20 protein-coding genes and 3 pseudogenes are annotated in these 26,676 nt (G+C 46.3%); 18 read left to right on the top strand and 5 right to left on the bottom strand.

Annotated features, from left to right (window positions below):
* Positions 1–97: 97 nt before the first annotated feature.
* The 3 genes from ACX5J7_RS13055 to prsR all read left to right on the top strand — a co-directional run bounded on the left by ACX5J7_RS13055 (position 98) and on the right by prsR (position 4,808).
* Positions 98–1,222 (top strand): beta-ketoacyl-ACP synthase III, encoded by a 1,125-nt coding sequence (locus ACX5J7_RS13055; protein ID WP_015067841.1) that lies wholly within the window; start codon positions 98–100, stop codon positions 1,220–1,222.
* A 114-nt stretch (positions 1,223–1,336) separates the two neighbouring features.
* Positions 1,337–3,364, top strand: coding sequence for an XrtA/PEP-CTERM system histidine kinase PrsK (prsK, locus tag ACX5J7_RS13050; RefSeq protein ID WP_483379737.1), 2,028 nt, complete (start codon positions 1,337–1,339; stop codon positions 3,362–3,364).
* Between the two features lie 82 nt (positions 3,365–3,446).
* Entirely contained in the window at positions 3,447–4,808 is a 1,362-nt protein-coding gene (prsR, locus tag ACX5J7_RS13045) for a PEP-CTERM-box response regulator transcription factor (RefSeq protein WP_012519479.1), read from the top strand.
* 67 nt (positions 4,809–4,875) lie between these two features.
* Here the strand turns inward: prsR and ACX5J7_RS13040 are convergent, their stop codons facing one another.
* The 4 genes from ACX5J7_RS13040 to ACX5J7_RS13025 form a co-directional block, all read right to left on the bottom strand.
* On the bottom strand, positions 4,876–5,193 hold the full coding sequence (locus ACX5J7_RS13040) for a GFA family protein (RefSeq protein WP_498707316.1): 318 nt from the start codon (positions 5,191–5,193) through the stop codon (positions 4,876–4,878).
* Between the two features lie 12 nt (positions 5,194–5,205).
* Positions 5,206–7,344: a tetratricopeptide repeat-containing diguanylate cyclase gene (locus ACX5J7_RS13035; RefSeq protein ID WP_474376156.1), complete on the bottom strand. Its 2,139-nt coding sequence runs from the start codon at positions 7,342–7,344 to the stop codon at positions 5,206–5,208.
* Positions 7,345–7,467: 123 nt separating this feature from the next.
* Positions 7,468–7,797, bottom strand: a complete 330-nt coding sequence (locus tag ACX5J7_RS13030) for a hypothetical protein (protein ID WP_012519476.1) — start codon at positions 7,795–7,797, stop codon at positions 7,468–7,470.
* Entirely contained in the window at positions 7,757–8,452 is a 696-nt protein-coding gene (locus ACX5J7_RS13025; RefSeq protein ID WP_012519475.1) for an AAA family ATPase, read from the bottom strand. Before ACX5J7_RS13025 ends, ACX5J7_RS13030 begins: the two co-directional genes overlap by 41 nt.
* A gap of 236 nt (positions 8,453–8,688) precedes the next feature.
* Between ACX5J7_RS13025 and ACX5J7_RS13020 the strand changes: the two genes are divergently transcribed.
* From ACX5J7_RS13020 to ACX5J7_RS12995, 6 genes and pseudogenes are all read left to right on the top strand, one after another.
* Positions 8,689–9,429 (top strand): glutathione peroxidase, encoded by a 741-nt coding sequence (locus ACX5J7_RS13020; RefSeq protein WP_012519474.1) that lies wholly within the window; start codon positions 8,689–8,691, stop codon positions 9,427–9,429.
* 83 nt (positions 9,430–9,512) lie between these two features.
* Positions 9,513–10,555: pseudogene (locus tag ACX5J7_RS13015) on the top strand (alpha/beta hydrolase).
* Between the two features lie 182 nt (positions 10,556–10,737).
* Positions 10,738–11,196, top strand: a complete 459-nt coding sequence (locus tag ACX5J7_RS13010; RefSeq protein WP_015067836.1) for a hypothetical protein — start codon at positions 10,738–10,740, stop codon at positions 11,194–11,196.
* A 191-nt stretch (positions 11,197–11,387) separates the two neighbouring features.
* Entirely contained in the window at positions 11,388–11,831 is a 444-nt protein-coding gene (locus ACX5J7_RS13005; protein ID WP_287148403.1) for a TolC family protein, read from the top strand.
* Complete coding sequence (locus ACX5J7_RS13000; RefSeq protein WP_015067835.1) at positions 11,821–11,964, top strand: hypothetical protein; 144 nt, start codon at positions 11,821–11,823, stop codon at positions 11,962–11,964. Before ACX5J7_RS13005 ends, ACX5J7_RS13000 begins: the two co-directional genes overlap by 11 nt.
* A pseudogene (locus ACX5J7_RS12995) lies at positions 11,957–15,215 on the top strand (efflux RND transporter permease subunit). The gene ACX5J7_RS13000 and the pseudogene ACX5J7_RS12995 overlap by 8 nt, the downstream one beginning before the upstream one ends.
* Before the next feature lie 73 nt (positions 15,216–15,288).
* Here the strand turns inward: ACX5J7_RS12995 and ACX5J7_RS12990 are convergent.
* A complete protein-coding gene (locus ACX5J7_RS12990) occupies positions 15,289–16,503 on the bottom strand; it encodes a dipeptidase (protein WP_015067834.1) in 1,215 nt (404 codons plus the stop codon).
* Positions 16,504–16,885: 382 nt separating this feature from the next.
* On the opposite strand from ACX5J7_RS12990, the gene ACX5J7_RS12985 reads away from it, so the two are divergent.
* The 9 genes and pseudogenes from ACX5J7_RS12985 (at position 16,886) to mraY (ending at position 26,666) form a co-directional block, all read left to right on the top strand.
* Positions 16,886–17,656, top strand: a complete 771-nt coding sequence (locus ACX5J7_RS12985) for a SapC family protein (RefSeq protein WP_015067833.1) — start codon at positions 16,886–16,888, stop codon at positions 17,654–17,656.
* Positions 17,657–17,829: 173 nt separating this feature from the next.
* A complete protein-coding gene (locus ACX5J7_RS12980; RefSeq protein WP_498707315.1) occupies positions 17,830–18,654 on the top strand; it encodes a hypothetical protein in 825 nt (274 codons plus the stop codon).
* Between the two features lie 491 nt (positions 18,655–19,145).
* Positions 19,146–19,604 (top strand): division/cell wall cluster transcriptional repressor MraZ, encoded by a 459-nt coding sequence (mraZ, locus tag ACX5J7_RS12975; RefSeq protein WP_287150065.1) that lies wholly within the window; start codon positions 19,146–19,148, stop codon positions 19,602–19,604.
* Positions 19,601–20,542, top strand: a complete 942-nt coding sequence (gene rsmH / locus ACX5J7_RS12970) for a 16S rRNA (cytosine(1402)-N(4))-methyltransferase RsmH (RefSeq protein ID WP_071959764.1) — start codon at positions 19,601–19,603, stop codon at positions 20,540–20,542. Before mraZ ends, rsmH begins: the two co-directional genes overlap by 4 nt.
* Positions 20,539–20,874 carry a cell division protein FtsL gene (gene ftsL / locus ACX5J7_RS12965; RefSeq protein ID WP_287150068.1) on the top strand — a complete coding sequence of 112 codons (336 nt, stop codon included), beginning with the start codon at positions 20,539–20,541 and terminating at the stop codon, positions 20,872–20,874. Before rsmH ends, ftsL begins: the two co-directional genes overlap by 4 nt.
* On the top strand, positions 20,871–22,643 hold the full coding sequence (locus ACX5J7_RS12960) for a penicillin-binding transpeptidase domain-containing protein (protein WP_023559866.1): 1,773 nt from the start codon (positions 20,871–20,873) through the stop codon (positions 22,641–22,643). The genes ftsL and ACX5J7_RS12960 overlap by 4 nt, the downstream gene beginning before the upstream one ends.
* Positions 22,633–24,183, top strand: coding sequence for a UDP-N-acetylmuramoyl-L-alanyl-D-glutamate--2,6-diaminopimelate ligase (locus tag ACX5J7_RS12955; RefSeq protein ID WP_287149743.1), 1,551 nt, complete (start codon positions 22,633–22,635; stop codon positions 24,181–24,183). The genes ACX5J7_RS12960 and ACX5J7_RS12955 overlap by 11 nt, the downstream gene beginning before the upstream one ends.
* Positions 24,180–25,590, top strand: a pseudogene (locus ACX5J7_RS12950) (UDP-N-acetylmuramoyl-tripeptide--D-alanyl-D-alanine ligase). Before ACX5J7_RS12955 ends, ACX5J7_RS12950 begins: the two are co-directional and overlap by 4 nt.
* A complete protein-coding gene (gene mraY / locus ACX5J7_RS12945) occupies positions 25,584–26,666 on the top strand; it encodes a phospho-N-acetylmuramoyl-pentapeptide-transferase (protein ID WP_012519459.1) in 1,083 nt (360 codons plus the stop codon). The pseudogene ACX5J7_RS12950 and the gene mraY overlap by 7 nt, the downstream one beginning before the upstream one ends.
* Positions 26,667–26,676 lie beyond the last annotated feature (10 nt).

Below are 26,676 nucleotides of genomic sequence, written 5' to 3'. Positions count from 1 at the left end.
AGAGAGCGGTAAATTGCGCGAGTAGTAGTGCGTTCAGGACACACAGTAACGCAATGCTCAATACACGTGTGGTATTAACTAATAGTAGAGAATGCTTATGTCTCAGCAAGTTGTGATTAGCGGTGTTGGTGTATGGCACCCTAAAGACAGTGTTACGAACGAAGAATTAGTAGATAGTTATAACGCTTACGTTGATGCGTTTAACGAAGACAATAAAGCCCAGATAGACGCAGGTGAAATCGCCGCGATGCCTTACTCAAGTGCCGAGTTTATTGAAAAGGCATCAGGTATCAAAAGCCGCTACATTTATCAAAAAGAGGGTGCGCTTGATATTAAGCGAATGAAGCCGAAAATCTCCCCCCGTGGCGATGATGAGCTTTCGCATCAAGCTGAAATTGCCGTTGAAGCCGCTAAGCTAGCATTAGCATCGGCTAATCTAGAAGCAGCGGATATAGACGCGGTAATTGTATCGTGTGCTTACACGCAACGCGCTTATCCTGCTATTGCCATTGAGGTTCAAGAGGCGTTAAACATTGAAGGTTTTGGCTTTGATATGTTGGTAGCCTGTTCAGCGGCCACGTTCGGTATGCACCGGGCCTACGAGATGCTGTGTGCGAAAAATGCGTCGCGGGTATTGGTTATCAACCCTGAGCTAGTTTCCCCACAAATCAATTATACAGATCGCGACAGCCACTTCATTTTTGGCGACGTCGCAACGGCTACTGTATTGGAGCTAGCTGAAACCGCTAAAAGCGAGCACGTTTACGATGTGCTAAGCACCAAAGCGCTGACCAAGTTTTCCAACAACATCCGATCAAATTTTGGGTACATGACCCGCGCAGAAGATGTTGACCCCTACGGACCCGATAAGCTGTTCCACCAAGCTGGGCGAAAGGTGTTTAAAGAAGTATGCCCAATGGCTGCAGCACATATAGAAGCGCATTTGGCAAGTCATGATCTTACCCCGGAGGGGGTGAAACGCTGGTGGCTACACCAAGCGAATATTAATATGAACACCTTAATCTGCAAAAGGTTGCTAGGTCGAGACGCCGATCGTACTGAAGCACCTATTGTGTTAGATGAGTATGCCAATACCGCGTCTGCAGGTTCTGTTATTGCTTTTGGCTTAAATCACGAAGATTTGGTTAGCGGCGATGTGGGTGTGCTTTGTTCGTTCGGCGCTGGCTACTCAATTGGATCGTTGGTTATTCGTAAAAGGTAATCAACTAGCGTAAAGGGAAGTTCTGCGCGTTATCGGGTGCAATGAATACAGAGACGGTGCGCGAAGCTGCTGTTGTAGTTCTCATAACAATGATAATAAGGGTGAGATAAAAGGATGATTTCAGATATAGGCTATGGGTTAAATAGTCTGGCGCACTTAGCCCTTTTATTATTGTTATTTACGGTACGAAAGCCTGGCGTGGCCAAGCATCTTTTGGTGTTGGCCACGGCCGCTACAACGCTGTGGTCCACTAGCCTGATAACCTCTCTTTTCGGGCCCATCTCGCTTAGTTGGTTGTTAAGTGCAGATGTGCTTAAACAGCTAGTGTGGCTATTGTTTTTAGCGGGCTGTTTGCAAAGTAGCTTTAATCGCTTTTCCGATGTATTAAAACGCCCGGTTACGTTAATTATTGTAGCGCCGGCTCTTCTTGCGCTTCTTACTCCTTACTTGTTAGCGGTAAACCCGGCCTGGAGCTTTCTAGTACTTATTGTACTTTCCTTAGAAGTACTGGTGCTGCTAGAAGTGGTCTACCGGCAAGCTGGCAGAGAGAAGTGGGCGTTTAAGCCTCTCATTATTTATCTTGGCGCTACCAACTTATTTGAGTTTGTTACCTACGCCAATGCAACTATGGTTAATCAGGTAGAAATTGGCTATATCGCTGCGCGAGGTTATATCTATTTTTTATTGATGCCGCTATTGGTGATTTCTATCAGACGTATCCACCATTGGGGAATCGATATATTTATCTCCCGAGACGTTGTTCTACACAGCTCACTTTTATTAGTGGCAGGCGGCTACTTGTTTGTGATGGCGGTGGTGGGATACGCGATTAACTATTTAGGGGGGAACTGGGGCGCGACGGTTCAAATTATACTGGTGGTGATGTCTTTTGCCCTATTGGCAACGGTGTTTTTGTCGAATGCCTTTCGAACAAAAATTAAAGTATTTATTACCAAACATTTTTTCGCCAACCAATTTGATTACCGCGTTGAATGGGTGAAGCTCACTCAGTGGCTTACTCGCGCTGGAGATACGTCGCCACAGGTGTATTACGCGGGTCTAACTGGCGTACTGAATGCCATTCAATACGAGTCGGGGTTGCTGTTTAAAGTGACTCAAAACGGTTACGAATGTGTGGCTGAAGCGTCACCTGTTGCAAATAATGGCAATATTCACACGACACTTGATGTACTAGCCCACTACAGCGACAAGAATGGTTGGATAATTGACACAGACGCTTATCTTGTAAAGCCCTTTGACTATGAGGGGCTCAATCTAGACCGCGAGGCGTTAAAAAAATGGGGCTATCAACTTTTTGTCCCTTTTTTGAAAGATGGTGGGTTATGGGGCTTCGCCGTACTTGCATCGGGAGATAAAGAAAAGATTAGTCTAAATTGGGAAGTTAAAGACTACTTAACGGCGGTATCGGAGCAGGTGGGTACGTATATGCAGCACCACGAGGCTGCACAGGTGGTAGCCGAGAACGCTCAATTCGCTGCATTCAACCGTATGTCTGCATTCGTCTTGCACGACTTAAAGAACGTGCTGGCCCAGGTTGATTTAATTTTAGCCAATGCTCAACAACACAAACACAACCCAGAATTTATCGACGATACGTTCGAAACCTTGGAGCACACCAAGGCGAGAATGGAGAAAATGCTCAAACAGCTGACAGATAAAAAAGCGGTAGAAGAGGGCGTGAATTCAGAGTTTTTACTTTCCGATATTGCCAATGATGTTGTAGAAAACCGCTGTATGGGGTTAAGCCCAACTCCTTCTGTACATATTGTCAGAGAGCGCGCTGTGATGGTGGATAGGGAAAAGGTAGCAAACGTGCTTTATCACCTTATCAGTAACGCTCAGCAGGCTACTGCAGATGACGGTGAAGTTGATGTAGTTATTACAAGTAATTCCGATGATAATACGCAGCTCGTCATGATAGAAGACAATGGAATAGGCATGGATAACGAGTTTGTTGAAGCGCGTTTGTTTAAACCGTTTGATACCACCAAAGGCAATGCTGGCATGGGAATTGGCGCCTATGACGCGAAAACCTACATAGAATCAATTGGTGGTAAACTGACTGTGCAAAGTGAACCTGGTCGCGGTAGCTGTTTTACGCTGTATTTTCCGATAGGATAGAGATTATCAGTGACAAGGCCGTAGTAGACACGGGTCAGTCCCCGTGCCCTTAATGGATGAAGTATAATAATAGGATGATGAAATGACCGATACTATTTTGGTAGTAGACGATGATTTAGGTATTCAAAAGCAGCTTAAATGGAGCCTTACCGATTACAATGTTGTTTTTGCTGATGATCATACGTCTGCCATAGCTCAGCTACGTCGTTTTGAACCTAAAGTTGTCACCCTGGATTTGGGGTTGCCACCAGACCCGGCAAACGCGTCTGAAGGGTTGAGAATTCTTCACGACATCATTTCATTAGCGCCGCGTACCAAAGTTATTGTTGTAACGGGCAATAACGACAAACAGCATGCGCTTAAAGCGATAGATTTTGGTGCCTATGACTTTTACCAAAAGCCCATAGATTCTGACACTATAAAGCTGTTAGTTCACCGCGCGCTTAATCTAGCTACGTTAGAGCATGAAAATAGTATTCTTGCTCGCACCCGCTCGGGAATGTCTCGCATAGTCGGTAACAGCGAAGCCATTCAGAAAGTCGTACGTCGCGCAGAGAAAATTGCTAACACTGACATTAGCACCCTTTTACTTGGCGAAAGTGGCACAGGTAAAGAGGTATTCGCGCGCAGTATTCATGAACATAGCCCAAGAAGAGACAAGCCATTTGTAGCTATTAACTGTGCATCTATCCCTGAAAACCTTTTGGAAAGTGAACTGTTTGGTTATGAAAAAGGCGCCTTTACGGGGGCTAATAAAACCACGCTCGGTAAAATAGAAACAGCGCAGGGCGGCACCCTGTTTTTAGACGAAATTGGGGATATGCCCATTGGCCTTCAGGCTAAAATGCTTCGCTTTTTACAAGAGCGGGTTATAGAACGGGTTGGGGGGCGTAACGAAATACCCGTGGATATTCGGGTAATCTGTGCTACTCACCGGGATTTACAAAAAATGGTGGCAGAGGAAACCTTCAGGGAAGATTTATATTATCGGGTAGGGGAAATGCCGATCCTGATCCCACCGCTTCGTGAGCGTGACCAAGATATTATTCTCTTAGCTCGAACCTTTCTCAATATTTACAGAGAAGAGTTTAAAGCAAAGGCAAAGAGCTTCTCTGAGTCTGCAGTGAACGCTATGCTGGGACACAAATGGCCTGGCAATATTCGCGAGATGCAAAACAAATTAAAATCAGCGGTAATTATGGCTGAAGGAACCGTTATTCAGCCTGACGACTTAGGCTTAATGCCGGTTGATGCTCAAAATGAGCCTGAAACTCTTAATCTGCGTGAAGTTAGAGAGATTGCCGAAAGTCGCGCTATTCGCAAAGCCTATCAAAAAGCGGAAAAAAACATGTCGAAAACCGCCGAATTACTTGGTGTAACCCGGCCAACACTTTATTCGCTGATCGACAAATACCACATGGAAGACATTAAAAGCAGCGACTAGCAAGCCGCTTGTAGTACCGGTGAGAGGAGCTTCCACCGGTACTAAAAACAAACATCTAGCCTTGTCGCTAGATAACAAATTGGCAGTGAGGTTCAGATAAAATGTCATGGCCGCTGTAAGTAACTTCAACCACCACACTATGCGGGCTACGCTCAACATAAATGACGCTGCCACACAGGTTACAGACGTGGTGGGTTTCACCATTTGCTTCGTGTAAAGTGGCTAACGCTGACGGTGCGCAATCTATCAGTAGTTGCTCTTTTGAAACCGTTACACGAAGCGTACGTGTATCTGCGATAGACAAGGTTTCATTGTCGGCATCACGTTCATCAATGTGGTCAACTTCATATTGAATAGCTTGGCAATTACAACTTCCTCTATACATAATGCTAGACCTCTACTGCTTATTATCGAGGGTATCAGGCCACTGAATGCTTGCGATGTTGTTAAATGATGTCGCAATTCTGGAGCCAGTAAAATTAAATTTTTCATCTATTGGCGTGCGGTTCTTAAAGTCTGTATCAAGGGTCTCAATAACACCTACCCAACCGTTTCTTCCTGAGAGTTTTGATGCATACAGCGCGTAGTCAATAACGGCGAACGTGCGTTCCCATGCCACATCGGAGTTGTCTTTCTTATCAGGAGAAAGTAGCGAGAACCCTATGCTGCAGGTAATTTTTATGGGCTTGTCTAAGCCGATATCAAACGGCGTACTTGCCACCATTTCCCGGCAACGCTCGGCGAGTTCGGGAAGCTCTTCTCGATTAGACTGTCTGCATACCACTAAAAACTCTTCTCCGCCCCAACGGATAATGAGATCGGTTTGTCTAAACACATTTTTTAAAACCTGAGCAAAAGACGACAGCACTTTATCACCAGCAATATGGCCATAATCGTCGTTAACACGTTTAAAATGATCAATGTCTATCAGGAGGCAAAGTAAATCTTGCTTTGCCTTATCGGTAGTAGGGCTTTGGCGTGCAGAAAATTGACTGCGCCTAATTTCTCCAGGTAGCTGAGACTCGAGGTAGTGTCTGTTGTACAAACCGGTTAATGGGTCTCGCAAGCTAACTTCTTCAAGGGTTTTGTAGGCGGCTTGGAGCTCCTCATTCTTTTTGTGAAGATCAAGGGTTTGTTGACGAACCTCGCGGCGTAAAATGATGGTTTGTCGTCGCTGCTTGTATCTACTCCACACTAAAAAGGTCAACAGCATTACCGCTAGCGACACGCTCCAGACAAGTGTGGTTTGCAACTTCTCCCTTTCTGCTTGGGCAAGTGCTAGCTGTTTTGACTCCTCTAGCTTTTCTAGCGTACGCGATTGCCTGATAAGCTCTATTTCAGCCTGAAGCCCTTCGATAGCCGACTTATTTTCAGAATCGAGTAAGACTTCACGTAACTGCTGGATTACAGATTGAATATCTAGGGCTTTTTTAAACTCGCCTAAGGATACGAAAGCACTAAGTTGCAACGATAAAAAGCTGAGCTGGCCGCGTAAATCCCGGCTTTTCCTTGCGTCAATAGTCCCGGACTTGGCTTCTGCTAACGCACGCTCAAAATCCTGTTCTTTCATGTAAGCCTGAGCCAGCGCCAAGCGACCATCAATCATGAGTTTGGCTTGCCCTGAAGAGCTTGCAAAGCGCATGGCTTCCATTAACAGCTCGCGTCCTTTAGCCGTCTCACCGTTTTCTACTAGGGCGCGGCCCATCAGCATTTTCGCTTCAGCGATAGCGCCCACATCGTTTGTCACCTGTAGAAGCTCAAGCCCCTCTTTGATGGCAACTGTTGCTTGCGCACTGGCGCCAGTTTTAAGTAAAAGGGCGCCGATACGGGTTTTAATAGTGCCAAGAAGACGCGGGTCAGTAGACCCTTCGATACTGTCGAAAGCATCCTGGTAATAGGTATGCGCAAGAGAGGCTTGGTTAAGAAGGCTGTAGATATCACCAATGCGCAGTAGGGAAAGACTCATTTCATTGGGCATGCGATTTTCTCTGAAGAAATCGAGTGCTTGCTTTAAAGGTTCAAGGGCGACTTCAATCTGGTTTTGTTGCTGGCGGATAATGCCAAGCTCTAAATTCAGTTTGGCTTTTAGCAGGTCGTTGCGCTCAATGTGCGCGATAGACATAGCGCGACGTACATAGGTAAGGGCGGTGTTGTAGTTTGAAAGGTGTCGTTCCGAAGTCGCAAGCTGCAACAGCGTTGACGCCATCTTTTCCAGCTCACCTTCTGTGGTGTATCGCTCTAATGCTGCGTTGAATATCGCTTTGGATACTTCAAAGCGCGAAGCATTTTGAAGCAGTTCACCTAGGCTTGAGAACATATCTGCAGGCATGTGCTGCTGCTGAAGGGCTTGCTCTAGAAGGAGAAGTGCCTTGGTGTCTGCGTTGGCATATTGTTTTGCGTGTAACAGCGATTCAACGTCGGCGAACTCCTTATCAAAAATCGTTAACGCTTTTACCGGGTTAACATGAGCAAAGTGCACAGCTACGAGTAGGGCACACATGAGCACGCGCAATGTGCTAAATCCTTCATGGCCCATTTGGCTCTATCTCCTATACAGTGACTAAGTTTGCTGTTGCAGAATATTCCAGCAGGCTGTTTCCGTAGCAATACTATAATAATGGAGGATAAAACGAAAAAAATACGTACATGGATCTATACTTTAGTCTAATTTTTGGTGCTGTTCGTTAATCCACTCCCGAATCAATGCAGACTTTGCTTTTCCTGTCCTAGCGGCTAACTCGGCAAGCATATCAATACATTGTGGTGTCAAAGTAAAGGTAGCGTGACGCATACCTTGTACTTTGTCTGGCTTTTTAAGCGGCACAACACAATTTGCTGCCGTGGCTTTACTGTTTTCTTCCGTTGACTGCTTGCTAGCGAAATCCACTTTACCCTGTGCGTAAAGTAAGGCGTCATCGATAAAGTCTTCAACCGTACGAAGGTTGGGCTTAGCTAATGGCTTCGACTTTTTTAGGTTGAGCAAACTCATAAGCATCCTCCATTTTGCCAGCCAATAGCTCTTCAAATAATGTTCTGATTTCGGTTGCTGCTTTGCCTTCAGGTTCGCTCTCTATCACCGACTGTCCCGATTCTTCAGAATCGTCGTACATGTTGCGGCTAAACGTTACCGCGTTTAATACCGGAATGCCAAATGAGCGGCAGACTTCTTTTGCCTCCAAAATGCGGCTAGCTAGACTTGGTAAAGAGGGGCACTGGGTGATCACAAACGCCGCGTTCATTTTAGGGTTTACCATTTTACAGGTAGATAATATGTCTTCCATGTGCGGTACCGTTTTCAAGTCCCGTCTTTTCGGCCTTAAGGGGATGAGGATATGGTCAGCAACAGCCATCGACGAGCGCAGGGCCAAGTTATCTTGCCCACCACAGTCGATGACTACGTAATCATAGTGCTGACGCAGACTTAGTAATTCGTTGCGAATTTTTCCATAAAGTTGGACACAGTTAATTTCTGCAAGGCGAGGGTTGGCTTTGCGCTCCTGAATCCAGTCTGAGGTGGTCCGTTGAGGATCGCAGTCCACCATTAATACCTTGGCACCTTTTTCGGTGCGAAGATATACTGCAATGTTTTGTGCCAAGCAACTTTTACCGCTGCCGCCTTTTTCTCCACCAACTAGAATAATCATGGTGATAACCCTCGAATGTCGCTTTACATTAAAAATTTGCGCTACCAATAGTCCGTAATTACGCTTGCAAACGTACTTACCTTCGAATCGAAGCATAGGCAGGGAAGGCGTTAACTTCAGCATCAAAATCGATATTAACGAATGTAGGGCGATACCTATTGATTTGTGCTCTAACTCATTCTAGGCTTCTAAGCCTATAGAAAGTTTACAATTACTATTTCTAACGAGAGGTTGTTATGTCAGAGAGTCGCTTTACTTCAAAAGAAGGCCAAAAAATCCCGAGTGTTTCATTTCAGTGTCGAGAAGGCGATGCGTGGGTAACGAAAACGACAGAAGCGCTATTTTCTGGCAAAAATGTTGTAGTGTTCTCACTTCCTGGCGCGTTTACGCCAACCTGTTCTTCTACGCATTTACCTCGCTACAACGCGCTGGCGAAAAAGTTTGCCAAACACGGTATTGATGACATCGTGTGTATGTCGGTAAACGATACGTTTGTAATGAATGCGTGGGCTGCTGATCAAGAGGCTGATAACATTACGGTTATCCCCGATGGTAATGGCGAGTTTACTGACGGTATGGGAATGCTGGTGGATAAGGCCGATTTAGGCTTTGGAAAACGAAGCTGGCGTTATTCTATGCTGGTGAAAGACGGTGTGGTAGACAAAATGTTTATCGAACCAGACGTTGCTGGCGACCCCTTTGAAGTGTCGGATGCCGATACTATGTTGGCTTATATCGCCCCAGAAGAGCAAAACAATCCACCGGTTTCAATTTTAACTAAACCCAGTTGCCCGTTCTGCGCAAAAGCCAAAGCCTTGCTTGATGAAAAAGGCTATGAGTACGAAGAAATTGTGCTGGGTAAAGGTGCGTCACTCACAAGCCTAACGGCTATTAGTGGCCGTGAAACCGTGCCTCAGGTATTTATTGGTGGGAAGCATATTGGTGGCTCTGACGACCTAGAGGCTTACTTTAGCTAACCCAACTTGTGTTTTAATCGTCACAAAAACGGGAGCATGTTAATATGCTCCCGTTTTTTATTGAAATTCCATAGCGGAGAAAAATGGTGTCGTTGAAGTCTTTTGTAAAAATGCTTGCGTGTTGTATTGCGCTAGCTAGTGCCAATAATGCGCTGGCCCAAAATAGTAAAATAAAAGAGTCGCAGGCGCAGTTTAAAGCTTTTTACGAAAAAGAGTGGGGGCAAACCCAGCCTTGTAGGGAAACCGCGCTTAACCGTTTTTCTGTGTGTAGCAATGTGTTGCGCAATGAAGGCAACGGGCCTTTTATGCTTACCAACAGCGCAAGTGACAAGGTCGCTGTGTTAATTCACGGGCTAAGCGACTCTCCCTTTTTCATGCGTGAAATAGCAAATATCTTATTCGAACAAGGTTTTACCGTTGTGGTGCCGTTACTACCCGGCCACGGCAAGCGTGACGCGGATGACGACATGTCTGACTGGGATTTGGCTGAACGTTGGCAGAGTCATGTTGATGAAATCATAACATTAGCTGACAGCATGGGTGACACACTCATTGTAGGAGGGTTCTCTACGGGTGGCGCGCTTGCAGTAGAACACTATTTGGACGGGGCCGATAACATAGACGGCTTAATGTTGTTTTCAGGGGCTCTTGCACTATCCGATAACGCTGAAGGCATGTCGCGTATTTGGGGTGTATTAAGCTATTAGCTAAAATGATAGACGGAAGCTACGTGACACATGGGCCAAACCCTTACAAATATCCTAACGTAGCAGGGTTCGCCGGGCTAGAGCTAATGGATTTAATTAATACAATTCGCGAAAAGATAGAAGAAGGTAACAATATTGAGGTGCCCTTATTTGCAGCCCATTCTCAAGCCGATGTCACTACGCCTATTGCGGGTGTTGAAGGGTTGATGGATGCTAGCAAAGGGCCGAATACGTTTTTCGTTATTGATGAGTCTTATTCACTGTGCCATGCTGACTTAGTCGTTAATTCCACTTTACTGAACGACATGAATTTCAATGCTAACATGGTTAACCAGCAAGAAGAATGCGCGGTGCCTAAAGCAAACCCATTGTTTTCTACTATGCGCTTTATGCTAACCGATTACTTGAATCAGTTTTAAAATAAGACGAACGGGCCCTGCGCACAGAGTTTACCGGGGCCTTTTAACGCGCTATTATTTAAGCTGCAAATAGCAACTATAGCCACCCTCTTGTAAAGTGGTATTACTGAAAGCAGGTAAACCTAAAAAGGTACAGCACAGTTTTATGCCCATAAAACCTAGGCAACAAGGTCAAAAAACGCGTGAGTTTGGCCGCTTTTATGCTCTTTTTAATGATGTCCCTTGTGTCGTCAGGGAATGCTGTATCTTTTGAAACGTCATCTCATTTGCATAATCAAAACTTTTCAATGTCAGAAATGGCAATGAAGCCTGTACCTTCGGACCTTTCTCAACACGAGGCCGATGCACCGCATTGTCAGCATCAGGGGATGCTAATGCGCGAAATAGCAAAGGAGCAGAAATTGGATGCCTCGTTGGAAGAAGCAACCATGGCACAAAATGCTGATATGTCTTGTTGTAATGACGAGTGTCAGTGTCCCACTGATCACTGTTACAACTTTAGCGCTACAGCACTGTTACAGCCGCTCATGGAAGCTGAAGTAACGGTCAACAGAACGGCTGCCTTGTCGTTTGTTTCGCAGCAATACAAAACTCTTCATTTCGGGCAGTTTCGCCCACCTAAAACCCTTTTCGCAGCATAGATCTATCTCGCGTTTGCGACCCTTGCCCGAAACACTAGTGAAGTGACATGGGTGAAAGGCCTTCGCAAACACTGTTTGTCTATGTAATGCGCTTTTAGTGTCTTGGCCCTTCGCTATTAAAGAAGCTTATATTTATAACGCTTAAAAGTTGGCTTTCACAACGCGCATTGCACCTGAAAAGTAATATTCACATGAGTAATTTATTGGTAACCCCAAAAGTCCATCTGGTTTTTAGCACATGTTCTCAACTACGGGGCCTGTACGCTCAATATACGCTGCTTTTGTCGCTATTAGTGTGTCTGTGTTCGATAGGGTTTTCTAAGATAGCCACGGCCGATACCTTTAGTTTAGAGCAAGCGGTTCAGTTGGCCATTCAACACGACCCCTTGCTAAAAGGGAATGCCTATCGTGAGCAAGGGTTTAAAGCAGACGCAGATGCAGCGTCTTATTGGTCTAACCCGCAAATGTCTGTATCGATGCAAAACTTACCTACAGATGGGTTTGCAATTGACCAAGAGCCCATGAGTCAAATTAAAGTAGGGTTTAAACAACAGCTTCCCCGCGGTGATGAAAACCACTATAGCCAAAAAAAATATCAGGTGATGGCGAGCAAAGTCGGCAGCTATGCCAAGTGAAACCATACCCCATGAAATGCGTCACGGTGAGCATGACGCAACAAGCGGCCATAACAGTGAAAGTGGCCCACAACGCGAGGGCAATAGCGACACCAAGGCAATGAATCACAAAGAGCACATGCACCATGATTGAGTCAGTCATTCGCTGGTCGGTAAATAACCGCATTATGGTGCTGCTAAGCGCGATTGTGCTGAGCATTGCTGGGGTATGGGCAGTAAAAAACAACCCCGGTCGATGCCATACCTGATCTGTCAGATGTTCAAGTTATTGTTAAGGTAAGCTACCCGGGGCAGTCGCCACAGGTAGTGGAAGATCAAGTGACATTTCCGCTTACGTCTGCGCTCATGTCCGTACCCGGCGTTCAGACAGTTCGTGGTTATTCTTTTTTTGGTGATGCTTACGTTTACGTCATTTTCGATGACGATACGGACATGTACTGGGCGAGAAGTCGCGTTTTAGAGTACTTAAGCCAAGCGTCATCTCAACTTCCGCCGGGTGTAACGCCGCAGCTAGGGCCTGATGCGACGGGCGTAGGTTGGGTGTATATCTATGCCTTAGAAAATGACACTAGTCAGCCTAACGCACTGGATGCCGGGGAGTTAAGAGCACTGCAAGACTGGTTCTTAAAGTTTGAACTGCAGTCTGTACAAGGTGTGTCAGAAGTTGCCTCGGTGGGCGGCATGGTGAAGCAATACCAGGTTATTGTCGACCCGGAAAAATTGCGCGCTTATAACATTATGCCTTCTATGATTGAACTTGCGCTAGCGCGAGGCAATCGCGCGACGGGCTCGTCGGTCGTTGAAATGGCCGAAGCGGAATACATGGTTACTGCGCAAAGTTATATTCAAAGCATAAACGATATTAAACGGCTGCCTACTGGGGTTATCAAAGATGGTGTGAGTATAACCATTAACGATGTTGCCCACGTGGTCGAAAGCCCTTTAATGCGAAGGGGGGTGGCGGAACTTAATGGTCGGGGCGAAACTGTGGGCGGTATTATCGTTATGCGTTATGGCGAAAACGCGAAAGCCACTATCGACGCCATAAAAACGAAGCTCGAGGCATTAAAGGCAGGCTTGCCAGAGGGCGTTAATATTGTCCCTGTGTACGACCGCTCCACGCTTATCGATAAATCGGTAGAAACGCTCTCGAATAAGCTAATGGAGGAGCTGCTGGTAGTTGGCGCGGTTTGTGCCCTCTTTTTATTCCATTTGCGCTCGTCTGTTGTAGCGCTAATAAGCTTACCTATTGGCATACTCGCCGCGTTTATCGTAATGAAACTACAGGGGCTTAACGCCAACATTATGTCGCTGGGGGGAATTGCTATTGCGATAGGCGCTATGGTGGATGGGGCCATCGTAGTCGTTGAAAACCTGCATAAACATATTCATCAACACGCAATTTCAAGTAAACAAAAGTCGCTAAAGCCAATGCCGCTTAGCGCAGCGAAACGGTGGGAGTTAGTCATAAAGTCAACATCAGAAGTTGGGCCTGCGCTGTTCTTTTCGCTGCTTATTATTACGGTGTCGTTTATTCCTGTCTTTGCGTTAGAAGCACAAGAAGGGCGACTATTTGCCCCCCTTGCATTCACCAAGACTTATGCCATGGCAGCGGCGGCAGCGCTAGCAGTAACGCTAGTGCCCGTACTGGCGGGTTACTTTGTCCGGGGTAAGATACGTTCAGAAGCGGAAAATCCGGTCAATCGTACGTTAAGCAACCTCTATAAGCCGGTGTTAATGCGCCTGCTTCATTATCCGCTAGCTACTGTTGCGGGCGCTATATGCCTGCTGGTTTCAATGTATTGGCCACTAAGTCATTTAGGGAGTGAATTTATGCCTGAATTAGATGAAGGTGACCTGATGTACATGCCCACCACGTACCCGGGAATTTCGGTGGGTAAAGCCAGAGAAGTTTTACAGCAAACAGACAAGCTCATAGCAACGTTACCCGAAGTGGAAAGCGTATTTGGAAAGGTAGGGCGAGCGGATACCGCTACTGACCCAGCGCCACTCACTATGATTGAGACCTTTATTCAGTTAAAGCCGAAAGCTGAATGGAGAGACGGCATGACAACAGAGAAACTTAAAGAAGCGCTTAATGCACTGGTACAGTTCCCCGGGCTCACTAATGCATGGGTCATGCCTATCAAAACCCGAATCGATATGTTGGCGACAGGAATTAAAACCCCGGTGGGGATTAAAATCGCCGGGCCTGATTTGGCGGGAATTGAAGCCATAGGTAAAGATATTGAAATGCAGCTAAAGGACGTACCTAACACCGCTTCGGTATACGCAGAGCGGGTGGTGGGCGGTCGCTACGTCAATATTGATATCGACCGCCAATTAGCGGCGCGCTATGGTCTTAGCATTGATGATGTCCACAGTATTCTGGCCAGCGCTGTAGGCACAAAAGTGGTAACTCAGTCGGTAGAAGGGCGCGAGCGCTTTCCCGTTAGCATGCGATTTTTGCAGCACTATCGCGATACACCTGAATCCTTGTCGTCAATGCCCTTTGTAACACCGAGTGGCGCTCATATTACGTTAGGGGATATTGCCAAGGTTCGAATAGCAGATGGCCCTGCCGCAATTAAAAGCGAGAATGCGCGTCTAAACGGGTGGGTTTATATTGATATTGCTTCTGACTCAGCCACAGGTATAGATTTAGGGGGGTATGTTGAGCAGGCTAAAGCGCATTTGCACAAACACCTTAAATTGCCGCCGGGCTACTCCATTTCCTGGGCGGGCCAGTTTGCTTATTTAGAACGGGCGAAAGCCAAGTTATCGCTGGTTATTCCAGCAACGCTAGCCATTATTTGCTTGCTATTATACTTAGCCTTTAAACGTTTGCGCGACGTGGCACTCATATTAGCAACCCTCCCTCTAGCCCTTGTGGGTAGCGTCTGGCTGCTGTACTTCCTTGATTTTAATCTGTCGGTAGCCGTGGGCGTTGGATTTATTGCGCTAGCAGGCGTTGCGGTAGAGATTGGGGTAATTATGTTGGTCTATTTAAAACAATATGTTGAAGATGCCCTCGCTAAGCATGAGGAAGGCATCATGTCGAATAGTCGAAATGACGCTAACGGCGATACTGAAACTGGTCGCGATAATGATAGAGCAATCGATGCATCCCTAGCGCATAGAGACTGCGTGGTCAGAAGTGCAATCGTACACGCTGCGTCGGCAAGACTTCGTCCCGTCATGATGACGTCTTTGTCTATTATTGCGGGTCTGTTACCGGTTGTTTACGCATCGGGCACCGGTAGTGAAGTAATGCAGCGTATTGCAGCGCCAATGGTGGGCGGTATGGCAAGTGCGTTGGTGTTAACGCTTTTGGTATTACCATGCGTGTTTTACTTAAGCATAACCCGCGGTAGAAAGCGCTAAATAAATGCAAAGGGAAGCGCTTATGGCTTCCCTTTGGTTAAATTGCTATTTATAGCAGGGGGCTGAAAAGGTGTTAGTGCGCTGCCGCATAGTCTTCCACCTGCTGCCATACGCGCAGAAGGTTTCCGCTTAATATTTTTTCAATATCAGTACGGCTGTAGCCTCTATCCAGCAACCCTTGAACTAAGTTTGGAAAGCTCGCCACGTCTTTAAGCCCAATTGGCAGCGAGTCGCCCACGCCGTCGTAGTCAGACCCAATGCCCACGTGCTCAACACCTATTAGCTTTACAACGTGGTCAATGTGGTCAAGCACTTCATCTAACGTGGAGTAAGGATAAGGTACTTCCTTACGGTAGGCTTTTTCAAAGTTCTCAAGTTTAGGGCTATCTTCCCCTTCTTTTTCAATCAACGCTTTACGGGCAGCTGATAGGCCTCTTCGCCATTCACCGGCCACTTTTGATACAAAACTAGAGCCAAAGTTAATCATGATAACGCCGCCATTCTCACCTAGCTTTTTAATCATGTCGTCGTTCATATTGCGCTCGAAACCCGGGGTAAAACGACGAAGCGATGAATGCGACGCAATAACCGGCGCTTTTGTTAGCTCAATGACTTGGTAAAAGGCATCGTCAGACACATGAGAAATATCTAACATAATGCCGATGTTATTCATTTCTCCCACTAGCGCTTTGCCAAATGGGCTCAGTCCTTTCCACTTTCTACGCAGGTCATAAGAGGAATCTGAAATGTGATTAGCCTGGCTGTGAGCAAGAGTAATGTAGCGTATGCCGCGCTCGTAAAAGGCATTTAAGTTTGCTAAATCACCTTGAATAGGTGAGCCGTTCTCCATGCCCATTGGCAACGAAATGAGGCCTTTTTCAAACTGCGCTTTTACGTCAGAAGGGCTTTTGGCAATGGCAAATTTATCAGGCGCTCGCGCAACAATTGCTTCTACTGAGTCGATAAGTTCATGAGCGAGCTGTGTAGACTCTGGAGAGTTATCTAAGCTTGCTGGTACGTAAATGCTCATAAAAGGGGCGTTTAAACCGCCCGCAACGGCACGCGGGTAGTCAAAATCGCCGTCTTCAGTTGCGTTGGTTACATCCACCCATTTTTCTTTAACGCGGTAAGGTACGTCAATATGACCATCTACAATAATGGTTTCCTTCGCGATATTTACCGCTCGTTCAGAGGCAGAGTAGGTCGGTGTTTCTGCCAGTGCGGTGTGTGAAGCAAAAAGCGCAGAGATAACTAATGCGCAAGATGAAAGTGGGAAGCGCCCCTTCATAGAAAGTCCTTATTTTGTTTTTAATCGCTTAGGCCTTCAGCCCCTAAAATGAATAGCAACTAGAGACTAAAGGATAATTCATACCGCGACAATAGGCTTTCGTTTCCCCTTCATTGCTCGCGTAATTCTTCAAATTCGTCGGAATTGCTCATTTTTAGAGCGCTTGGGCTCATTCACTTAAAGTTTACATTGCAATAAAAATTTAAAACTTGTTATGGTGAAGACTGCGTGACTTCATTGCGCGAATACGGGATACTCCCAAGCGCTCCGCCAACTATCGATGGATAATATACATCAGCGCGGCCGACGTAATTTTTTAGTGGCACCCGCTCTTCTCACATAATTAAGCCGGGGCCACAGCTAACAAGTATGAGAAATAAATATGGCTATTAACTTTGTACCGCTAGATAAAGAAAAGCATAAAGACCTAAAGGTTGCGGTAAACACTTCTTTCAGTTTTGCTAAAAATACACACCTTGCAGCAGCAACAATCCGTGAGTTCGCACAACTAGCAGCAACTATGCCGCTTGTTTTCATTGAAGACACGAATGCTAAGCGCCACCACGTAGTTACTATGCTTGGTATGGAACAGGGTCAAAACCTTTTCCTAACTGGCGACAGCTGGAAAGGTCCTCACGTTCCAATGAACATCCTTCGCTACCCGTTCGACGTACGTCCTGACGGTGACAAGCTTGGTGTTTACATCGACGAAAACTCTGATCTTATTTCTGATGAAGGCCAAGCGCTATTTACAGAAGCTGGCGAAGCAAGTGAATTCCTAGATAACCGTCAGAAATTCCTAGCAGACCTTGCAAACAGCGAAATGCTAACTCAGCGTTTTGTTGCGAAAGTCGTTGAACTGGACCTTCTTGATCCAATTCAAATTCGCCTTACTTACCAAGACGGTAAGCAGCGCAATGTTACCGGCATGATGAGCATCAACGAGAAGAAACTTCTTGAGCTACCTGAAGAGCAAGTACTTGAGCTACATAAACAAGGCTTCCTAGGTGCTATTTATGCAGTAATGATGTCTGTTGGTCAGCTAAACCGCCTTGTTGAGCTTTCTAACGATACAGATAATCCAATTCGCAACATGCAGCTTTCAGCGGTTAAAGCAGAAGAAGCAGCACCTGAAGCGGCGCCAAACGCGTAATCGCTCCCTCATTTTGAAGTTCAAAAGCCCGCAAAGTTGCGGGTTTTTTTGTACCTAAAATTCACGTTCAGACTTCGTCACGTTTCGTTCAGAATCCGTTAAGTTTTAATGTCTTATCTTATGCGTAGTGTTATTACACGTCGTTCCCAACACATTTTTTAAGGACAAAAGACATGAACATCAAATCTAATAAACTTTCAACAACGCTAACCGCACTATCAATTATTACGGCTTCGGTATTTACAGTTTCAGCAGCACATGCAGCTACGCAAAACGAAGTACAGGTTACCGCTGTCGATCCTGAAGGATTCGATGACAACCTCTACGGTGCAAGGTATGTGCGCTACCTGGAAGAAGTTAGCGGAAACAGCGGCGCTTACCTTATAAACCCTTATCTTCAGCGTGTATCGAGTTTATCTGGTGGTTACGCCAATTTAGATGGTGCCGACTTTTTTAATCTTGGAGCGACGTTTTACATCGATGAAAACTTAATGTTAGCAATCGAAGGGGTTCATAGGAAATGGAACAATGGCTATGGCGAATCTGATAGCACCGACATAAATGCTAAGCTGGGTTACAACTTATCACGTGAGTGGCAAGTTGGCGCAGGTTTGACTTATCAGCACTTCAGCACTGAATATGTCTTCGAAGATGACGTGTTTGAAGCTAGCGGTAACGAATCTTCTGCATTAATTTTTACTCGTTACACAACTGTTGGAAGGGGTGGTAAAGGCTGGGACTTTATGGCCGAGTATATAGCTGAAAGTAATGACGTTTTTTATGGCTCAGCTCGTTACTTCTTCAATAAAGGTTTCAGTGTTGCTGGCTTGTTCACCTATTCAGATGCGCCAGACGGCTTTGTAAATGAGAAGGCTGTTGGAGTAACACTCGATTATTGGGTTAATGAACAGTTTTCAATATCAGCAAGCTATGAAACGGATATTGATGGGGAAGAAAGCAGTGACGTTGCTTCACTTTCAGCATCATATCGTTTCTAAGTTAGGACACCTTTATCATCGCTATGCGTTAGCACGCGTTGATGTAAATGCAGTGAGTTAGCACTAGTCGTGTTAACTCACTCGGTTTTTAACGTACTGATGAGGCGAAGCTGGTTGAATTTCGACTCAGCATACGCTCAATACCGCTGAAAACAGCGTTAAACATAATCGTGAGATCTCGCCGCTTATTTACAGTCAAAAACAGCAGTTCATCGATTAATTACACCTTTATTTTTTCTCACCTGAATATTTTTTAATCTTTTTTACGCGCCTAATCATACACTTCCTAAAAGAACTGTATATCCAACCAGTTTAAACCCAGTGTTTATGCGGCTTTCACGCCTTTTTTCTACTTGACAGTGGGGATCATTGATACCTAAACTGTATCTCAGTGGGTAAATGTGGCGAATTGTGGATCAAATCATCATCACTTTGCAGATTAGTACTCAAAAAACAAGAAAAACAAGAGCAAATAATAAAAGGCTAGGGGAATGTTCCGCGGCGCTAACGCAATCAATCTGGATACAAAAGGCAGACTGGCTATACCGACGAAGTATCGTCAGTCGCTGCTGGATGATTGTCAGGGACAACTAGTCTGCACAGTCGATACACAACAAAGTTGTTTGCTACTTTACCCACTTCCCGAATGGGAAGAGATTGAGCTTAAACTCTCTAAGCTTTCAAGCATGGTTCCAGCCGAGCGTCGCTTGCAGCGATTGCTACTAGGTTATGCTTCAGAAGGTGAGATGGATAAAAGCGGGCGTATTCTTGTTCCTACTCCACTGCGAAGTTTCGCAAAACTCTCAAAAGAAGTCATGTTAGTTGGTCAGTTAAACAAATTCGAAATTTGGGATGCCGATATTTGGGCACAACAAGTTGAAGCTGATATAGACACCGAACGCAAAGGCGAATTTGAACTTACCGAACGATTACAGGACTTCTCGCTATGACGCAGCCTAATGAATTTAAACATATTTCAGTATTGCTTGACGAGTGCATTGAAGCATTGGCGATTAAACCAAACGGCATTTATATTGATGCTACGTTTGGCCGTGGCGGGCATTCGGCGCATATTTTAGACGCGTTAGGCGAGAAGGGGCGACTCATTGCCTTTGACCGTGACCCACAGGCTATCAAGGCCGCTGAACGCTTTGCCGATGACAAGCGCTTTAGCATTATCCACTCACCATTTGGTGATATGGCTGAAGAAATCGAAGCGCTGGGCCTTACCGGCAAGATTGACGGTGTGTTAATGGACCTAGGTGTGTCTTCGCCTCAACTTGATGATGCAGAACGCGGTTTTAGCTTCTTACGAGACGGCCCACTTGATATGCGTATGGACACCTCGCGTGGTCAAAGTGCGGCAGACTGGCTAGCTAACGCCGAAGAACAAGACATTACACAGGTCATTAAAGAGTTTGGCGAAGAGAAGTTCGGCAAGCGAATCGCCCATGCCATTGTAAATACTCGCCAAGAAACGCCCATTACACGTACTGCACAGCTTGCAAAAATCATTGATGAAGCCGTACCGGTGAAAGATAAGTTTAAGCACCCGGCGACGCGTGCATTCCAGGGTATCCGTATTTATATCAATGCAGAATTAGAGCAATTGCGCGTTGGGCTAAAAGCGGCCACACAGGTATTGGCGAAAGAAGGGCGTCTTGCGGTTATCTCGTTTCACTCGCTTGAAGACCGCTTAGTAAAACGTTTTATAAAGGATCAAAGCAAAGGAAAAGTCGTACCCCACAACCTACCGATTACACAGGCAGAAATTGACGCCGATAAAGTGTTAAAAGCTCTGGGTAAAGCAATAAAACCATCTGAACAGGAGATTGCGAATAATGTTCGCTCCCGCAGTTCGGTATTACGTGTGGCAGAAAAGTTATGACCAAAGCCATACCAGACAAGGCCAGCACTAATTTTAAATTATTGCTCATTATTGTTTCAGATTTAACCCGCAACAAGTTGCGGGTTTTGTTGTATTTAATGGTTATCACAAGTGCCATGGCCGTAACGCTTAGTAGTCACCACAATCGCCAGCAGGTCATAGCCCTTGAAGACTTAATGCAAGAGAAGGACGAGTTGGACGTTGAGTGGCGCAATCTAGTGTTAGAGCAGCGGGCGTTAACCGAACATAACCGCATTGAAAACCTTGTTGAAAAACAGTTAGAAATGTACCGCCCCACCGCCGACGATGAAGTAGTGGTGAAATTGAAATGAATTCATCAAGCCCACGCCAGCGCAAGAAAACCGGCGCAAAGCAAAATGTAACGCCAAGCCTAGTGCACTGGCGCTTTGTGGTTGTGCTTGTGGTTATTATGTTCGTTTTTGGCGTGCTCGCCGCCCGCGCAGCTTATATTCAAGTTATCGAGCCAGATGAGCTTATTCAGCAAGGCGACAACCGCACGCTAAGAACCCGCGACATGCCGACCTATCGCGGGCTTATTACCGATAGAAACGGTGTTGAACTGGCGGTGAGTGTGCCGGTTCGTGCTATTTATGCCGACCCGAAAATTATTCACGAGAATAATGGGTTTGAGGAAGAGCGCCGGTGGGAAGCGTTAGCCGATGTATTGCGCCAAGACGTTAATGAACTTAAAGAAAAAGTGGCGAATCCAAAACGCCGCTTTGTGTATTTACAGCGTCAGGTGTCTCCAGCAATGGCAGAGTACGTTGATAAGCTAGATATCCCTGGTATTTACCTTCGTCGTGAAAGCCGTCGTTATTACCCAACAGGCGAGGTGTCAGCCCAGCTTATTGGTGTTACTGATGTTGATGATACGGGCGTTGAAGGCTTAGAACGCATGTACGACGAGTGGTTAACGGGTACGCCAGGCTCTCGCAAAATTCGCCGTGATGCCAAAGGACGCCAGGTAGAAATTCTAGAAACCACGTCGGGCGAAAAAGCGGGCGATTTGCAGCTTACTATCGACCAGCGTATTCAGGCGTTAGCCTACAAAGAAATTAAAGAAGCCATGATTTATTACCAATCAAGCTCGGCTTCTGCCATTGTCATTGACGTTAAAAGCGGCGATGTATTGGCCATGGTCAACGCGCCGTCATTTAACCCGAACGACAGAAGTAATATCAGCCCCCATCGCATGCGTAATCGCGTGATTACCGACGCTTTTGAACCCGGTTCATCGCTTAAGCCGCTTGCGGTATTAACCGCGCTTGAGTTTGGTGAAGTAGAACCTGAGGATTCAGTTGATACTAATCCAGGCTGGATGCGGTTAGGCGGCAGTCTAGTAAAAGACTCACGCAACTATGGCGAGCTAACGCTAGAAGAAATTATTCAACACTCCTCGAATATGGGAACGTCAAAGCTAGCGTTGTCGGTACCAAAGCACTTCTTGCTTGATACCTATTACAACATGGGGCTGATGAGTGATACCGGGCTTAACATGGCAGGCGAGAGCAGCGGTATCTTTCACGAGCGCAGCCGCTGGTCTGAATTTGAATTAGCCACACTTTCATTTGGCTACGGCATTTCAGTAACTACCGCACAGTTAGGCCGTCTTTATGCAACCCTCGCGAACGGCGGTATAAAAACGCCACTTAATATTATTAAGTCGCCGGAACAACCGTCTTGGCAGGCCCAGTCTGAACGCGTTATTAGTGAAGAAAACGCAAACGCCATTGTTCAAATGATGGAAAGCGTTACCCAGCGTGGCGGGACTGCGACAAAAGCAGCGGTACCCGGTTATCGTGTTGCCGGCAAAACCGGAACTAGCCGTAAAGCCGTGGCCGGGGGATACGGTGAAGAGTACGTCAATATTTTTGCGGGGATCGCACCGGTTTCAAACCCTCGATTAGTTACTATAGTGCTTATCAATGAACCGGGTGGCGACTTGTATCATGCGGGTGACACTGCTGCACCTGTGTTTTCGTCAATCATGGGCGGCGCATTACACATGTTAAATGTCACACCTGACGATAAGCACGTTACCTCGAGCCGCTTATTGAAAGGAGGTCAAAGTGGTAGTTAGTGCCTTTATTCAAAGTACCAAAGCATTGCTGGCGAAGTTTGGTGTAGACGCACCGGATATACGTATTGAAGGCCTTACTTTAGATAGCCGCGAAGTGAACACGCGGTTAGCTTTTTTAGCCATTAAAGGGCATGAGCGCGACGGCCGTGATTTTATCCCTCAGGCAATAAGTTTAGGGGCCCGTGTAATTCTGGCGCAAACTGACGACAGTGAAGCTCATGGTCAAATGGAAATGCGCGACCACAGCGTTATCATTTCTCTTTATGAGCTACCCCAAATGCTCTCTGCATTAGCTGCAGCCTTTTATGACTATCCCGCACAAAAGATGACAACGGTAGCGGTTACTGGAACTAACGGAAAAACTTCTACAGTTCAATTGCTTACGCAACTTAAAGACGCGTTAGGTACGCGTAGTGCAAGCATAGGTACCCTAGGCAGCAGTGTGTTTGAAGGCGATGCGACGCAATGGTCGAACACGCCTGCGGCTAATACCACGCCAGATGCCATACGTATGCAGTACTTGTTGGCAGACTTTGTGCAAAGCGAAGTGCGCCATACCGCCTTTGAGGCCAGTTCTCACGCGTTGGTTCAGGGGCGACTTGGTAAGGTTAAAACCGATATAGCTGTTTTCACCAACCTTACGCGGGATCATCTCGATTATCACGGCACGATGGAGGAATACGGTAAGGCTAAGCGCCTGCTGCTTTGTCAGCCTGGGTTAAAAGCGGTGGTGTTAAACGCTAACGATGATGAAAGTAATAAATGGGACAATGTTGCTGACAATGCTATTAGCCGCATTTGGACGGGTATTGATGAAAGTGCTGATGGTGCGTTATTTCGCGCCCACAACAATCCTCAAAGTCGCCATTGTTTCGCCACAAATGCTTCTTATCATTCCGGTGGATGTAGCTTTGAACTGGTAAGCTCGTGGGGAAGTGCCGCCATTTCCCTACCGCTTTTCGGTAAATTCAATATTAGTAATGTGCTAAGCGCAATAGGAACACTTCTGGCAGAAGGTGAGCGTTTTGACGCGGTGGTAAAAGCGGTTAATGCGATCACCCCTGTGCCAGGGCGAATGGAAGTGTTTCCAGTACCCGGTGCTGCCAATTTGGTGGTGGACTACGCCCACACCCCTGACGCACTGGAAAAGGTGCTGCTAAGCGCCAAGTTTCATACCGCTGGAAAAGTGTGGTGTGTATTTGGTTGTGGCGGTGATAGAGACACAGGAAAGCGCCCATTAATGGGGCAGGCTGCTGAAGCTGGCGCTGATGCCATTGTTATCACCACTGATAACAGTCGTAGCGAAGACCCTGAATCTATCGCGCAGGACATTATTACCGGTTTAAAAGACATTAGCCTTGCGGTGTCAATTCCTGACAGAGAGCAAGCTATTCGTCATTGCCTAGCGCATGCTGATAAAAGCGACATCATCATTGTGGCCGGAAAAGGCCATGAAGATTACCAAATTATCGGTGACAAAAAGACTAACTATAACGAACGTGCGGTTGTGGCGCGACTGCAACAGGAGTACAGCAAATGATAACAACAACGCTGTCATGGATAGCCGGCAAGGTTAACGGAAAATTATTAAATGGTAATGCTGACACGCAAGTGTTGGCCGTCAGTACTGACACGCGCACCATTGAAAGTGGCGCCGTGTATTTGGCGCTGAAAGGGCCGAATTTTAACGGCCACGACTTTATTGAAGCCGCCGAAAATGCAGGTGCAAGCGCAGTTATTGCCAGCGAAAACGTAACGACTTCGTTACCCGTGATATCAGTTGAAGATACTAAAGAGGCCTTGGGGTTATTAGGCGCTGCGGTTAAACAACATATAGCCCCAAAGACGATTGCCATTACCGGCAGTAGCGGTAAAACCACAGTAAAAGAGATGTGCGCTGCTATTTTAGCGCGCAGAGGCAATGTGCTTGCCACTAACGGTAACTTTAATAACGATATTGGTGTACCGCTTACTCTTCTTCGCCTAGAGCCACACCATGAATATGCCGTGATGGAATTAGGCGCCAATCACTTAGGCGAAATAGCTTACACCACAAATCTAGTGAAGCCGGATGTTGCAACCATTGTGAACGCCGCAGCATCGCACTTAGAAGGCTTTGGTAGCTTGCTTGGCGTAGCGCGCGCCAAAAGTGAAATTTTTAAAGGGTTAGACAAAGACGGTGTCGCTATTGTCAATGTCGACAGCCAGTTTGCAGAATTTTGGCAAGGCAAACTTAAACAAACTCTAAAACGCTAACATTTTCCCCGCAGCAGAAAAACGACGCAGATTTTCAAGCCGAAGATATCACCATTGGTCTAGATGGCTGTGCGTCATTCCACCTAGTATGCCCGCAAGGCGAAATCGCTATTCAGCTTACTATTCCTGGCGTTCACAACGTTGGTAATGCCCTAGTGGCTGCAGCATTAACGCTTCAAGTAGGCGCAAACCTTGAAAACGTGCGCGACGGATTGATTGCCATGCAGCAAGTCAGCGGCGTTTAAATGTAAAACAGCTTACCGACCAAGTTCGGCTATTAGATGATACTTACAACGCCAATGTAGCGTCAGTTAATGCAGCAATTGATACGTTAAGTAGTTTTTCAGGCATCCGCGTTCTTGTGCTAGGCGATATGAAAGAGTTAGGGGAAAAGGCGCGTTTTTACCACGAGCAGGTGGGGGAATACGCTAAACAAAAAGGAATTAACTACCTGTATACCATGGGTGTTTTGAGTCAATCAGCCAGTGCTGTGTTTAATGAAAATGGCGGTCATTTCAGCGATGTTGAAAGTTTGTTGGCCGCAATGGAGAGTGATTTGTTAGTGCAGCAGCGCGATATTTCAATTTTAGTTAAGGGTTCACGCAGTTCCAAAATGGAACGCGTGGTAGAGGCGGTCGAGGCCTCTGCGCTGGGAAAGCACGATAGCCGTCGGGAGCGAATAGCATGTTAATTTGGCTAGCCGACTGGCTGACACAATTTGATTCAGGGTTTAACGTATTTTCATACCTTACCCTTCGCGCAATTTTAAGTACGCTGACCGCGTTGCTTATTGCCATTCTTATTGGCCCTAAGATGATTCGTTATTTGCAGCGTATGCAAATAGGACAAACGGTACGTGACGATGGCCCTCAAAGTCATTTGTCAAAATCTGGCACGCCTACTATGGGTGGGTTGTTGATCCTTGCAGCAATCGTAGTAAGTGGTCTGCTGTGGGCCGACCTAACTAACCGATACGTTTTGGTTACCCTTACTGTAGTGGTGGCCTACGGTATTATCGGATTTGTTGACGACTACAGAAAAGTCATTCGCAAAGACTCTAAAGGGCTCATCGCCCGCTGGAAGTATTTCTGGCAATCGGTGGTGGCGTTAGGCGTGGCCTTTTATCTGTATAGCAGCGCAACCATGAGCGCTGAAACCTCGCTATTGGTGCCCTTTTTCAAGGAAGTGTTCCCGCAGTTAGGGATCTTCTTCATCATTATCACTTACTTTGCCATTGTGGGGACCAGTAATGCGGTAAACCTTACCGATGGATTAGACGGCTTAGCGATTGTCCCTACCATCTTGGTGGCAGGTGCGTTTGCTATTTTTGCCTATGTAACAGGTAATGCCAACTTTGCTGAATACCTCAACATTCCACATATTCCGCTTACCAGTGAACTGGTGATTGTGTGCACCGCCATGGTTGGAGCAGGCTTAGGTTTTTTATGGTTTAACACATACCCGGCACAAGTCTTTATGGGTGATGTTGGTTCATTAGCGCTAGGCGGTACCTTAGGGGTGCTCGCCGTATTAGTGCGCCAAGAGCTGGTGTTAATCATTATGGGCGGTGTTTTTGTAATGGAAACCTTGTCGGTCATTCTTCAGGTGGGCTCTTACAAATTGCGTGGCCAGCGCATTTTCCGTATGGCACCTATTCATCACCACTATGAATTAAAGGGCTGGCCAGAACCGCGCGTTATCGTGCGCTTTTGGATCATTTCTATCATTTTGGTATTGGTTGGTCTTGCGACCCTCAAACTTAGATAAGCGCTAAAGA

The organism is Alteromonas infernus, from assembly GCF_902705815.1.
This window is presented reverse-complemented; position numbering and strand designations above follow the sequence as displayed.